This window comes from Gimesia panareensis (assembly GCF_007748155.1).
In the GTDB taxonomy this organism is placed as follows: Bacteria; Planctomycetota; Planctomycetia; order Planctomycetales; family Planctomycetaceae; genus Gimesia; species Gimesia panareensis.
The window spans coordinates 3,081,683-3,094,301 of sequence record NZ_CP037421.1; the positions used below are offsets into that span (position 1 = coordinate 3,081,683).

General features: G+C 53.5%; 10 protein-coding genes. 6 read left to right on the forward strand and 4 right to left on the reverse strand.

Annotated elements, in window-relative coordinates; translation table 11 throughout:
• Nucleotides 1-2: 2 nt before the first annotated feature.
• Nucleotides 3-1,325, reverse strand: a complete 1,323-nt coding sequence (locus Enr10x_RS11615) for a hypothetical protein (protein WP_145107693.1) — start codon at nt 1,323-1,325, stop codon at nt 3-5.
• Between the two features lie 479 nt (nt 1,326-1,804).
• On the opposite strand from Enr10x_RS11615, the gene Enr10x_RS11620 reads away from it, so the two are divergent.
• From Enr10x_RS11620 to Enr10x_RS11635, 4 genes are all read left to right on the forward strand, one after another.
• A complete protein-coding gene (locus tag Enr10x_RS11620; RefSeq protein WP_145449172.1) occupies nt 1,805-4,825 on the forward strand; it encodes an outer membrane protein assembly factor BamB family protein in 3,021 nt (1,006 codons plus the stop codon).
• Nucleotides 4,826-4,927: 102 nt separating this feature from the next.
• The gene (locus Enr10x_RS11625; protein ID WP_145107688.1) at nt 4,928-5,980 is read left to right on the forward strand and encodes a hypothetical protein; all 1,053 of its coding nucleotides are present in this window, start codon (nt 4,928-4,930) and stop codon (nt 5,978-5,980) included.
• A 435-nt stretch (nt 5,981-6,415) separates the two neighbouring features.
• Nucleotides 6,416-6,622: a Sec-independent protein translocase subunit TatA/TatB gene (locus tag Enr10x_RS11630; RefSeq protein ID WP_145107685.1), complete on the forward strand. Its 207-nt coding sequence runs from the start codon at nt 6,416-6,418 to the stop codon at nt 6,620-6,622.
• Between the two features lie 116 nt (nt 6,623-6,738).
• Nucleotides 6,739-7,062: a Sec-independent protein translocase subunit TatA/TatB gene (locus Enr10x_RS11635; protein ID WP_197996525.1), complete on the forward strand. Its 324-nt coding sequence runs from the start codon at nt 6,739-6,741 to the stop codon at nt 7,060-7,062.
• Here Enr10x_RS11635 and Enr10x_RS11640 read toward each other — a convergent pair.
• The 3 genes from Enr10x_RS11640 to Enr10x_RS11650 form a co-directional block, all read right to left on the reverse strand.
• Nucleotides 7,059-8,693 carry a hypothetical protein gene (locus Enr10x_RS11640; RefSeq protein WP_145449174.1) on the reverse strand — a complete coding sequence of 545 codons (1,635 nt, stop codon included), beginning with the start codon at nt 8,691-8,693 and terminating at the stop codon, nt 7,059-7,061. The two genes, Enr10x_RS11635 and Enr10x_RS11640, sit on opposite strands and share 4 nt — an antisense overlap.
• 258 nt (nt 8,694-8,951) lie before the next feature.
• Nucleotides 8,952-9,599: a bifunctional 4-hydroxy-2-oxoglutarate aldolase/2-dehydro-3-deoxy-phosphogluconate aldolase gene (locus Enr10x_RS11645; protein ID WP_145449176.1), complete on the reverse strand. Its 648-nt coding sequence runs from the start codon at nt 9,597-9,599 to the stop codon at nt 8,952-8,954.
• A 59-nt stretch (nt 9,600-9,658) separates the two neighbouring features.
• Complete coding sequence (locus tag Enr10x_RS11650; RefSeq protein WP_145449178.1) at nt 9,659-10,141, reverse strand: hypothetical protein; 483 nt, start codon at nt 10,139-10,141, stop codon at nt 9,659-9,661.
• 628 nt (nt 10,142-10,769) lie between these two features.
• Between Enr10x_RS11650 and Enr10x_RS11655 the strand changes: the two genes are divergently transcribed.
• Nucleotides 10,770-11,126 (forward strand): hypothetical protein, encoded by a 357-nt coding sequence (locus tag Enr10x_RS11655; protein ID WP_145107676.1) that lies wholly within the window; start codon nt 10,770-10,772, stop codon nt 11,124-11,126.
• Nucleotides 11,127-11,321: 195 nt separating this feature from the next.
• Nucleotides 11,322-12,605: an ATP-dependent Clp protease ATP-binding subunit ClpX gene (clpX, locus tag Enr10x_RS11660; RefSeq protein ID WP_145107673.1), complete on the forward strand. Its 1,284-nt coding sequence runs from the start codon at nt 11,322-11,324 to the stop codon at nt 12,603-12,605.
• Nucleotides 12,606-12,619 lie beyond the last annotated feature (14 nt).

Below are 12,619 nucleotides of genomic sequence, written 5' to 3' on the forward strand. Positions count from 1 at the left end.
GGCTACTGTGAAGTGTGTTTCACGATATTCACCGATTCCTGGAAGCGGGAACTCGGCTTTTCGCTGGACTGCTGATTGCGATCCACTTCAAAGTTCTGCGTCGTATGCAGCAGACGCGGACGGAAAACGACCATCAGCAGCATGGGCAGATACCAGAGCAGATAGACGCTTCCCTGCTGTGGATACCAGAGCAGGGTGGCGATGATGATCGCGGTGGTATGCGACATCAGATGCCCCAGATTTTTACGACGGGGCCAGATCGTCAGACAGGTGATCAGTAACACAAAACCGACGAACACCGGGATCCGATAGGCGGAATCATAATTACTCCAGAAGCCGGGCATCTGCTGCCCCCCTTCGAACTTCAGGACGGACCAGTTAATAGAACCAATGGTCTGCTGCGTAAACGAAAAGCGGTCGACTGACGTCAGAATCAGACTACCCAGCAGTACGACTCCAACCAGGGTCCCGGAAAGGGCAAAGCGTTTAAGCCCGTTTTTCCAGTAATAGCTCGCCCAGAGGGGCAGAATGAAGACGGGGAAGAACATCGCCCCACAGGCCAGCCCCATGAAAATGCCAGACAGAATTGGTTTGTGGTAGGTCACAAACGCCCAGACCAGCAGGGCGGCTGGCAAGACATGATTCGCCTTACTCACATCATAGGCCGTACAGGGCAATAACAGGTAGAGCAGCGCCATCGCCAGGCCCAACTGGGTATCCGCAAAATGGACCTTCCCCATGATGATCAGTCCGACCACCACGAAGGCGTGTGCCAGAATCGCCATGATGCGGGCGGCTAAAGTCGCGTGGTCCAGCGTCCCGTAATTGACCGCATTCGAAAAGGGAACGACGGGGGCAGCTAAGAGCCGTGCTGTAGGTCCGGCTTCGGGAGGTTGATCTTCCGCTGCCTTGCTGGAATCCTGCATGCTTAACAGGCTGTCAGCCTGTTTGACGGTTTGAATCGTATCCGGAGCCGGGTTTTCCGTGAACACGCGCACGACAAAGAAGGCAAAGATCGACACGCACAGAAACGCCATTCCGAAGCTGTTGAGGTTCTGCTCACCCCGGGGACGTCGCTGGAAAAAACAGTCGATACTCATCCGAATCACGAACAGACCGGTCCCGACAAACAGCCAGACATTTCCGACCACGGGATAGCCGCCGATGAATAACAGACCGGGAGAAATTGAGAGCAACAGGATCAGGTCCAGATTGCGCAGCGAAAAAATCCGGTCAAATCGGAAAAAGACCGCCAGCGTCAGCAACAGGGAGAGATAGAACCATGTTGCTTCACTTACATAATAATCAGGTAAGATGTGGTTCATACACGAATACCGCCAGTGACCTGAAATAAAATCACCAGTCGTAGAGGTTTGAGTCTGAAACAGGTCCCCTTGTTTTACTCAAGCCATTGCGCTCCCGTTCAGACGAATCCCATTTGACCCGGATCAGGCTGTGGAGCAGATCTGGGTCTATTGTTCACAGAATTTCAATTTTAACCAGCCGATAATCCCAATTTTCTTAAGATCGCACTGATTTCCCGCCCAGGAACAATACATAAGTATACATCCCCATCAGAAATTACAACTCCATGCGGAGCCTGCCCCCTGTTTGCTGATGGTTTCAGCACAGTTCCTCGCCTTTGTCTCCCACCGTAAAAACTCCGGGGAATCAAAGATTCTCTTTGAATTTCTGCGTTTTTCCTGACATGATGAAGCTCATCAGCAGTTCGTTTCAGAGCTGACTGATGCGATCACTGGTTTTCCTCTGTTACGCTTAATCTGGTCAGTGGAGGTCTCGGACAATGATGCGATGGAGTTTCAGTTTCCTGTTCCTGAGTCTGCTGTTGATTCACCAGCAGCCTGCAGCCTTCACGAAAGAATCCCCAACCAGTGCGCAGGGGAATTCCGCATTTCTGAGTGCCTGCCTGCCCAAACTGAAAACGAAACAGGGGATCTGTGTCGTGCTGGGACTGCCCGGGAAAGGGGAGGCCTCCCAAATCGCACAGCTGGTGAAACAGACCCGGTTCCAGGTCTATTTTCAATCCCCGGATTCAGACCAGGTCGCTGAAGTTCGGAAACTGGCAGATCAAACCGGAATTCTGGGGAACCGTCTGTTTGCGGATCAGGGTCAGAACGACGCGATCGCCCTGGCAAGCAATCTCGCGGATGTCGTTCTGGTACCGGAACCCCTTGTTCAAAATCGAACGCGGGCGGAAGTTCTGCGCGTGCTGCGACCACAGGGGACCGCCTGTTTTCTGGATGGAGAACTGACCAAACCGATCCCGGCCGGAAACGACTACTGGAACCATCCGTATCATCGACCCGATAACAATCCACAGTCCGAAGACCAGAATGCCCGGGCACCTTACCGGACCCAGTTTCTGGCCGATCCCAAATTTTCTCCCATGCCGGAAGTCTCCGTCGCTGCAGGAGGCAAAGTCTTTAAAGCTTTCGGACACATCGCCCACAAACAGAATCAGAACGCGATCCTGAATACCCTGATGTGTATCAACGCCTATAACGGCACGATCCTCTGGAAACGCCGACTGCCAGAAGGATTCATGATTCACCGCAACACGATGATCGGCACTCCCGATGCCCTCTACATGGCAGACGATAAATCCTGCAAGATCATCGACAGTGAAACCGGAAAGATCCGGGATGAGATCGTCATCGACCAGAAGTTCTCCGATGGTCCGGTCTGGAAATGGATGGGTCTGCAGGACGGGGTGCTGTATGCCCTGGTCGGCAATCAGGAGGTCAAAGTCGATACCCAGAAATCAGCGCGTCGCGGGCTGGGACACTGGCCCTGGGGCATGTGGAAAGGGCATGACTACTCTGACCCGAAAAAAGCATTTGGCTACGGACGGACTTTCGTCGCCCTCGATCCCAAGAGTAAAAAGATCCTCTGGCACTTTAAGGACCAGGATTACATCGACAGCCGCGGTGTCTGTATGAAAAACGGACACATCTTCTATTACTGTCCCGGCAAGTTCCTGGCCTGCCTGGATGCGAAAAGCGGCAAACAGATCTGGAAAAATAACGACCCGAAACTGCTGGCTTCGATCGGCGCTAACCAGCGTGCTCAGCATTATGTGACCGGCTACGCCACCACCACCTACATGAAATGCAGCGATGACTATCTGTTTTTCGCCGGTCCTCAGCGGCTGCATCTTGTGTCAGCTTCCGCAGCCGATGGCTACCTGATGTGGGAAAAAGAACAGGGCAACCTGCAACTGGTTCTCAGGAAGGATGGCATCTATGCAGCCGGCCCCAAAGAGACCGGAATGAAACTGGACTATGCGACCGGGGACGTCCTGGCTGCGCTCCCCACCCGCCGGGCCTGTACCCGGGCGACCGGGAGTGTCGACAGTATCTTTTTCCGCACCCGGGGCGGCACCGTCCGTCTGGAAACCGCGACCGACTCGGCACAGCATATTGCCCCCATGCGGCCGCCCTGCCAGGACGGCGTGATCGTCTCCAACGGGCTGCTCTACTGGGGCCCCTGGATGTGTGGCTGTGAACTCTCGCTCTATGGTCACATCTGCCTGGGCCCGGAACAGAACTCAGCTGCCCCCGCTGCGCAAACGCCCCCTCGCTTAACCCGTTACACGGATCAACTGGAGGATGTCGTCGCGCTACCAGTCCAGAAACAGGACTGGACCGCCTTTCGCGGGGATGAACGGCAGTCTTCCACAACCGAGGTTCCGATTCCCACCAAAACCGAACTCGCCTGGACCACAGAAGTCACCAGCAACGCGCTCCCCACCGCACCTGTCGTTGCCGGGAACATGGTCTTTGTCGCAGACCGGAACGGTGCTGTCTCTGCTTTTGACATGCAGGGGAAACCGGTCTGGAAACAGTACACGGGCGGCGCGATTTATTATCCTCCGACCATCGCGCAGGACCGGCTGTTCGTGGGCTCTGCAGATGGTCGTGTTTACGCTTATGCAGCCAAAACAGGCCAGCCTCTCTGGTCGTTTCGAGTGGCTCCCGAGTTGCGCTGGATCCCCGTCTATGGCAAGCTGATTTCCACCTGGCCCGTCTCCGGTGGAGTGGTTGTCCATGATGATACCCTCTATGCGGCAGCGGGAATCGCCCACTTCGACGGCACACATCTCGTCGCCCTCGATCCCGTCTCAGGAGAACTCAAGCAGGAAAACAACACCTCGGGAGTTCTGTCCCCCACGGTCAACAGTGGTATCAGCCTGCAGGGCAGTCTGTATGTGGAAGGGGATGAACTCCGGTTTCTGGCCGGGGGCGTCTATGAAATCGCCCGGTACGACCTGAAGACTTTGAAATGCCTCAACACTCCCCGTTCTGAAGTCACTTCACAGTACCGGACCGCCTTCTATCCCTACTATCCGGAGTACGGCAAGTACCTGTCGATTGAACATACGCTCGCCGATCGCAGGGAACTCGTGCACGATGCCAGCTATGAAGGGAGTGTGTTTACCAATCTGACTCTCAAGGAAGCGCTGCCTCCCGGCGCCCCGAAAGAGAAAAAAGAGGTCGCCCGCTGGCTGAGTATGCGGGCCCGCAGAACCGGGCAGGCCTTCAAACGCAAGAATCTCTGGGAAGATCAACAGCAACGTCGCTTCACCAGCTTTATTGTGTCGCCCCAGACACTGCTGGCAGCAGGGCATCCTGATCAACAGCCGGAGAAACCGTTTCTGACGGCGATTGATATCACTGAGGGAACCGATCGCTGGTCACTCCCATTGCCAGCCCTGGCCGTCAAAGGGGGAACTGCCATCGATGCCCAGGGCCGTATTTTTGTCACTCTGGAAAATGGACAACTCTGCTGTTTTACTCCAGAATAAGCCTGCGGTGCGAGCCGGGAGTGTTGACTTTCAGCGGACAGGAAAATCCGTTAGGGTAAGGGCTGACAGACCACCTGATTCCCCTGTAAAAGTTAAGGTATCATGACAGCCACGTTTCAGATTTTCCTCCCACAGCAATCCGTAGAAACGATCCCTGAGCTTCCGGAGGATTCCGCACTCAGTTTTGGGACTTTACCGCAGGACCATTTGCGCGACCTGACCACAGAAGAACTATCAGCTCTCTGCGAGCAGACAGAGGCAGACTACATCGGATTCCTGGATGTTCCCCTCGCGGAGGCGGGGCAACTGAATCAGCTCGCTGCAGCGAACATCGATCCGTCACAAACCAGCCTCGTTCTGTCTCCCTTTGACGGCGCAGACCTGTTTGTGCAGGCGTGGGAGACGCTGACTCCGTGGGCAGCTGCTTTAGCCTTGAATCCCTTTGAGCACGCGGTGGTCCTGATCAGAAAAGCGGACCTGTTGAGCCTGCAGAACCTGACTCCTTCGCGGGATCTGCTCTGGCAGGCGCTGATTCGCCTGGTACAAACCGGTCTGGGCTGCCAACTGGCTGACACCCGCATTGAGGTTGCAGACTATCACGGTTTTCCCCAGACCTTACCGGAACTGGCCCCCGCCGAGCCCGGCTCCGAACGGGACTGGCTCTACTCACTCCTGCAGGCCTGGCAACCCACTGAAGATCTGGAAACGATCACCTCCCGTCCCGATGCGACCGCGGTCAAAGCGGGACTGCTCTGCATTCACGATTACCTGGACGAGAGCCATCAGTTCTCGCAGTCGGTCCAGCACGACGGCAGGCACCGTGCCGGTGACTACTGGCATCACATCATGCACCGCCGAGAACCCGATTATTCCAACGCCAAATACTGGAGCAGGGCGGTGGGCTACCACCCCCTCCTTGACGAGCTCCCAGACATGGTCGCACCACTTTTTGAACAGTTCCAGAGCAGTCAGGTTCTCGACTGGCAGACACCACTGGTGTCCAGTGGCAGATGGTCTCTGAACGACTTTGTGGATTGTTGTGCCGAGTGTGCTGCCTCTGGTGATCCTGAACTGAACGCGTTTGCGAAACAGGCGCAGTGGATCGAGATGCAGCTTTTACTCCAGAGAACATCTCTAGATGCGACAACGGGTTAAGAAGATTATAAATCTCTGGATCGCGGGAATCGTTTTCCGGTCAGGTATGACCCGAATTATTCTTAATTTGAATCCAGAATCCAAAATCAGCGGAAATGCGACCTTAAATTGTGTTGACAGCCGCGTTTGGGCGGTTATTATTTAATTACTTACCGCTCAATCCTCCTGCGACTCCTGCGGGCAAACCGAGTGGATATCCATCACTGGGATTTCCTTCGAGATATCGTTTCGCAGGGCCTTCATGCGGGAATATAACTTCCTTCTGATCTCTCCCTGCCGCCGGCAGAGCATACCTTATTGGAACATCCCGGATACGCTGGTGTTCATTTTCGGTGAAGCTTCCATCTGTTATCATTTCACTGAAAGAACCGGATTACAGAGTTTCACGTAATCGTCTACCTCGACTGATTCATAGAAGTTAACGGGACCGTTAGTATGTTTGGCTTTCCTGGCTGGATTGAAATCACCATTATCCTGGGAATTATTCTGCTGCTGTTTGGCAAGCGTCTGCCTGGCGTGATGAATTCGCTTGGCAAAAGTATTGTCGAATTCAAAAAAGGAGCCAATGAGGGGGCAGACTCGGAAGAGGATTCCTCCAAAATCTCCCCGCAGGATTCTCCCAAAGATAATCAGCCGGGCTGACCGACTGCAACATCGCGAATCAGAGGTTGAATTCCGTTTCTAATCGACACAAGGTGTTCAGCGTTTCCATTTTCGGAACAGCCCCAACACCTTCATGATAATTGAGAGGTTAACTCATGTTCCAGACCATCACACACATCAATGCAGTCCCTGCCATCTTCGGTATGCCCGGCGGCTATGAAATGATCATCGTCGGGATCATCGCCCTGTTACTGTTCGGCAAGCGTTTACCGGAAGTAGCGCGCAGCCTGGGCAAGGGGATTGTTGAGTTCAAAAAAGGGGTGAGCGGTATCGAAGACGAAGTCAACCAGGCTTCTTACTCGCACAATCAGCCTGAAACTCCGCGTCCTGCACCGGAAGAACGTTCGGAGGAATTCAGTGCCCCCAAATTTGAAGTTCCCAGTTCCGAACCCAAAGAAGAAAAGTCAGAGCAGGCTTAATAAGAAGGCTTCTTGCTCAGCACTTCCACATCAACGATCCGGCCTGACGGCTTCGTCAGGTCGACGACGATCGGTTGAGGCGTCACCTGCTGCGAGATGTTGCCGGCGGCATCTCGCGCGACGACCTGCAGATAGAATTTGGAAGGATTCCCGGGGCGAACCGACCACGTAAACCGCCCCTGGTCTTCCTGCCAGTCCACAATCGGCTCCCAGGGACCGCCGGGCTGTGTGGAATAATTGACGGCAATCGGCTTTTCTGCCGGATTCTGATCATTGACCGTCCACGAAATCGTGACCTTATTCGCTTCTCCGCCCACCCCCTGAACCACGGGGTGCAGTTGAATCACTGGCGCCTGGCGATCGACCACGATCACCACATCCGGCTTCTCACCCGACTTGGGCAATGCATCCGCCAGTCCCGCACCACTGCGAACCCGCAATGAGAATCCATAAATCCCATCGTTGGGGACTTCCACATGGAAGGGGCTCTGCTTGTCGGGATCTTCGCCGTATTTATACCATTTCTGGCCGTTGTCTTCGGTAATATAGAGTTCGACCGCCCCCACGCCGGACGGACCGACTTCATCAACCTGGAAACCGATCTGGAACTGGGTCCCGTTTAAGACCTGTTTCCGGTCCGCAGCCCAGTTCTGAGCGGGAGTCGGATAGCGGTTTTTCGCATACAACGGACGTTTTTCCGGATCATCGGCTACATATTGTCCCTTGACCGAATCCTGTGTATTGCCTCCAGCGGGTGGTGCGGGATCGAAGTTGTTCTGCTTCGGAAAGACATCAGGCATCTGCCGGTTGGCCAGCGGAGTCGATGGCTCAAACGTGCCAGGCTGTGCGGACTGATTCTGACTGGACCAGGGGGCAGGATTTTCCGGTTGATTCTGTGTCAGACTTTGATCTGGAGTAGAACCCTGCGCGATCGGCTGATTGAAATCAGGCAGATCCTGCTTGGGCTTGGGCAGGGTGCGGCTGGCTGCAGCGACCACGCGAATCTGTTTCTGGCTGCTGCCGACGTTGTTCGCCCGGTCTTTGATCATCCCGCGGACAGAAACAACTCCCCCCTGTGAAATCGACCAGGTTGTCTGACCTTTGCTGTTCGGAGCCACAATCACCCGCTGCCAGTTCTGACTGCCGTTCTGGGCGTATTCCAGCACCAGCTTGGTGGGATCGAGATATTTGTCTTCTGCATTCCAGATCAGTTGTACTTTTCCGGGTGAAACCTGTCTGAGATCCAGATCCAGCTGAGGAGGCGTGGTATCGATGACCACGCGCAAACCGGGTTCAAAGACGCGGCCTGAAGGATGCAGTTGATTTTTTGAATCCAGTGTCCGCACGGAAAACCAGTATTCACCATCCTGGGTCGTTGAAAAAGGGAATTTACGTGTCGTCGGTGGTACGGACTGCTGATGATTCCAGGTGACGCCCCGGTCAGTCGAGACATAGAGCCGGATTTCCCGTGCTCCCAGGCGTTCGATCTCCGCCTGATCGTAATGATAGGGAATCCGAAACTGGGTTTTACTGGTAAAGACAGGCGACGCGGTCATTGCAGCCGCGGAAACGACAGTTGCAGCGCCACTCCAGAAACAGCAACTGACTACCAGTAATGAAAATAGTCTCATGCCAATGCACCTCCATGGCCGGATGACATTCAAACCAGGTCATCCTGTCCTGGAGCCCCTCCTGAGAATATGTAAACGAATCCAACAGCCATGACGTACGGGTACTAGTAAACCGAATGCTGACTATCGAGGAATATCGTCCACACGGATCGTACGACTTGAGACGATCTTTCGGGTTGAAACAGTCATAGCGATACTGTTCCACGCTGCCAGGAGGGAGGCAGCGTCTCAAACTGCGTCAAATAAGCTGTTGCCGGATCAGGCTTTGCGTAATTCGGCAATCTTACTCATATACTCGGCGGTGAGCTTCTGGATCCCTTCCAGATCCCCGTCTGCAACCATCTGTTTGGTCACCAGAGAACTTCCCAGCCCCACTGCACAAGCGCCTGCTTTCATGTAGGCAGGCAACGTTTCCAGATCCACACCCCCCGTAGGCATCAGAGGAATCTGGGGCAGGGGACCATGCAGGGCTTTGAGATATTCAGGACCTCCCACGAATGCAGGGAAGACTTTGATGATATCCGCCCCTGCTTCCCAGGCAGTAAGTACTTCGGTTGGCGTCAGAGCGCCCGTCATGATCAGTTTATCATAACGGTTGCAGAGATCGATTACATCGGTATTCACTGTCGGAGTCACGATGAACTCGGCTCCAGCCAGGATCGCGGCCCGAGCAGATTCGGTATCCAGGACCGTGCCTGCCCCCAGCAGAATTTTATCACCAATCTCCCGTTTAACCTGGGATATAATATCCAGCACACCAGGCACGGTAAACGTGACTTCAATCACGTCCAGTCCCCCTGCATAGATGGCTTTGGCGACATCGGTCAGTATTTCACCGGAGGGAGCACGAATAATCGCCACTGCACCACGATCCAGAACCTGAGAATAATCCGCGTGACGACTCATCTGTGTGACCCCTGTTTCTCTGAAGACTTCATCAAGTTGATGGGAATAGAATGTTTTCGTTATGACTGAAAAGAGAACTGCTCGGCGAACTCCAGAATCCATAAATCCATCAGATCCTGGAATGACTGGACATCGGCCTCTGCGACAAACTGGTAATGCGACCGGTTAAACGTCTCTTTGTTGCGAATGGTTGCCTTGGCAACCAGTTCAATAATGTGTGTTTCGGTAAAAGGCCGGACAATCATTTCCAGTCGGCTATACAGTGTCTGAGCCTTGCCTCTGGACAGGTTGACATCATCGCGGGTAATCCGCGATCCCCAGCCTTCCTCTCCCATCACGGTACTGAACTGAAAACCGGGAAAATGATCGGCCAGCTTCTTCAAACAACTGTCAATGTGCTCGGTCAGTTCGAGTCGGTACTGCAAATGCAGATTACGAAACTCCTCTTCGGACATTCTCTTACCGACTTCCTGCCGGGTCTCTTCATCTTTGGCGGCACGCCCCTTATTAATGGCGTGCTTAAGACGCTTTTCAAAGTCCATCCGTAATCCCTGATAACTCGGAACTGATCATGCTGTGACAAAATTGCTGCGGGCAAAGCAGCTGATAATTATACGCATTGATTGACAGTACAGATCATAAAAGTGATGAGACAGGGATGCAATGCAAGGGCCACTGACGAACAGGAATTCCCCGTCGATCGCTCTCACTTCAAATGAGTCCCCTGGCTCAACTTAAGTAATTTCGACAATGTAAGTCTTACCAGAATATCGGCAGAGCCCTTAACAGTCCTGTTCGGCTGTCCCCACTTCCATTCCTCCTCAGACTAAAGCAGGACTGTTGAAACAGGACCGCTTTCAGGTGGTTTTGACCTGTTTTCAGGCAGCAGGTCACTCAAATCACCACTATGCTTCCTCGCCCCCAGAGTGCCTGTTCTCATTTCTCAACGTATTTTGTTCGATTTTGGCGCATGATATGCGTCAGACTCCAGAACATTACCTCGATACTCTGGTTCAAGAGGGCTTGCCTGAATTCTGGTTCTTTCCAATAATGAAAGGCAGCTCAACAGGTGTGCGGATGATTGCAGCGGTCAACCGGGCTCCTCAGAGGTGACTGTCGCAGGTTTAAATTAGGAAAGGCAGACAGGAAATTCCTTCTGCTGATTTTAAAGTGACTTGGATTTATTTAGCACGGGGAAATCAGGCGGTTCAGCAAAAGCTGTTTAAGGAACTCTTTGACGGTCATATCGTTGAGTGGGTTCTGGCAGTTTTGTTGATCATTTTTTTGATTTGGTTAATCGTATGGATCGTAGGACGTTTTCGGGAAAATGAGGTTCGTCATGTGGATGCGCGTGAATTACTTCTCCAATTCGCAGAAATGCAACGAGAGGGTGACCTTACCGACGACGAATTCCGATCCATCAAAAAACGGCTTGTTGATTCATCCGAAGACAATACGGAGCAAACGAAGAAAGAAGAAGACCTGCCTGACACTCCTGAAGGGAATGATCAGCAGACTCCCGGTTAAAGTTCAACCGTTCTTCCCTGAGTTCTGTTTGGCAACGATTGATCACCCGACTGATTGCCTCTGATATATAATTCCGATTCTAGATGAGGAACCATTTCACAAGTTTTTACCTATCGAGTGATTTGCAGGGAGGCAGAATCAAAACTCACTGGACGTTGAACGCCATTATTTAGTTGACACCGTTGAAGGGAAGCTATGCCCACCGGACGAGATATCACCTCTGGAAAACGTAATTCTTCTGGTAAGAAAAATGCGAACTGCTCTTTCTGTAGAAAAAGTTATCGCGAAGTCGGACCTCTGGTAGAGGGGCCCGATAATGCCTATATCTGTGGAGAATGTATAGAAGTCTGCCAGTCGATTCTGGAACAGGAACATCGTCGTCGCGGCACGACCAAGAAACTGTTCAAAAATGTTCCGACTCCCCGGGAAATTGTGACGCACCTGAACGATTACGTCATCGGTCAGGAACGTGCCAAGAAGGTGATGGCGGTCGCCGTTCACAACCATTACAAGCGACTGATGCATGCAGAAGAAGCCGGCTCCGATGTCGAACTGGACAAATCCAACATCCTGTTGATTGGTCCCACCGGATCCGGAAAGACGCTGCTGGCCAAAAGCCTGGCACGCTACCTGCAGGTTCCCTTCGCCATCGGCGATGCGACCACGCTCACCGAAGCCGGTTACGTCGGTGAAGATGTGGAAAACCTGCTGCTCAAACTGCTCCATGCTGCCGACTTCGATGTCGAAGCAGCCCAGCGCGGCATTCTGTTCATCGACGAGATCGACAAGATTGGCAAGACCAGCCAGAACGTCTCGATCACCCGTGATGTCTCCGGTGAAGGGGTGCAGCAGGCCCTGCTCAAAATGCTGGAAGGAACGGTCGCCAACGTGCCTCCGCAAGGCGGCCGGAAACATCCCGAGCAGCAGTACATTCAGCTCGACACCTCCAACATCCTGTTTATTTGCGGTGGTACCTTCGTCGGCCTGGAAGATATCGTCGGCAAACGACTGGGACGCAAGACCATCGGCTTCGGCCAGACCAGCCAGAAGAAAGATCAGGAAAAGTCCCGGAATGACCTGCTGGCTCAGGCCTCGGTCGACGATGTCCTCGAATTCGGTCTGATCCCCGAGCTGCTCGGACGTCTGCCCGTGCTCTCCACGCTCAGCCAGCTGGAAGAAAACGATCTGGTCCGCGTTCTGCAGGAGCCCAAGAACTCGCTGGTTCGCCAGTTCCAGAAGTTTTTCGAAATGGAAAATGCCGAACTGGAATTCACCGAGGCAGCTCTGCACGAAATTGCCCGCATCGCCCAGAAAAAGAATACCGGTGCACGTGGCTTACGCAGCGTGATCGAACAGGCCATGTTCGACATCATGTACGAGCTGCCCGAACAGGAAGCCGGTAAGAAATATGTGGTCACACCGGAGATCATCCAGGGTACTGAACAGCTTTTCCCCAAGGATGACTCGGCAGCCGCATAGACTTGCCTGCGGGC

Excerpts from the sequence above, each read along its gene's own strand:
- Enr10x_RS11640 (WP_145449174.1), bottom strand. The coding sequence starts at position 8,693 with ATGAGACTATTTTCATTACTGGTAGTCAGTTGCTGTTTCTGGAGTGGC.
- Enr10x_RS11620 (WP_145449172.1), top strand. The coding sequence starts at position 1,805 with ATGATGCGATGGAGTTTCAGTTTCCTGTTCCTGAGTCTGCTGTTGATT.
- Enr10x_RS11630 (WP_145107685.1), top strand. The coding sequence starts at position 6,416 with ATGTTTGGCTTTCCTGGCTGGATTGAAATCACCATTATCCTGGGAATT.
- Enr10x_RS11635 (WP_197996525.1), top strand. The coding sequence starts at position 6,739 with ATGTTCCAGACCATCACACACATCAATGCAGTCCCTGCCATCTTCGGT.
- clpX (WP_145107673.1), top strand. The coding sequence starts at position 11,322 with ATGCCCACCGGACGAGATATCACCTCTGGAAAACGTAATTCTTCTGGT.
- Enr10x_RS11615 (WP_145107693.1), bottom strand. The coding sequence starts at position 1,325 with ATGAACCACATCTTACCTGATTATTATGTAAGTGAAGCAACATGGTTC.
- Enr10x_RS11650 (WP_145449178.1), bottom strand. The coding sequence starts at position 10,141 with ATGGACTTTGAAAAGCGTCTTAAGCACGCCATTAATAAGGGGCGTGCC.
- Enr10x_RS11645 (WP_145449176.1), bottom strand. The coding sequence starts at position 9,599 with ATGAGTCGTCACGCGGATTATTCTCAGGTTCTGGATCGTGGTGCAGTG.
- Enr10x_RS11625 (WP_145107688.1), top strand. The coding sequence starts at position 4,928 with ATGACAGCCACGTTTCAGATTTTCCTCCCACAGCAATCCGTAGAAACG.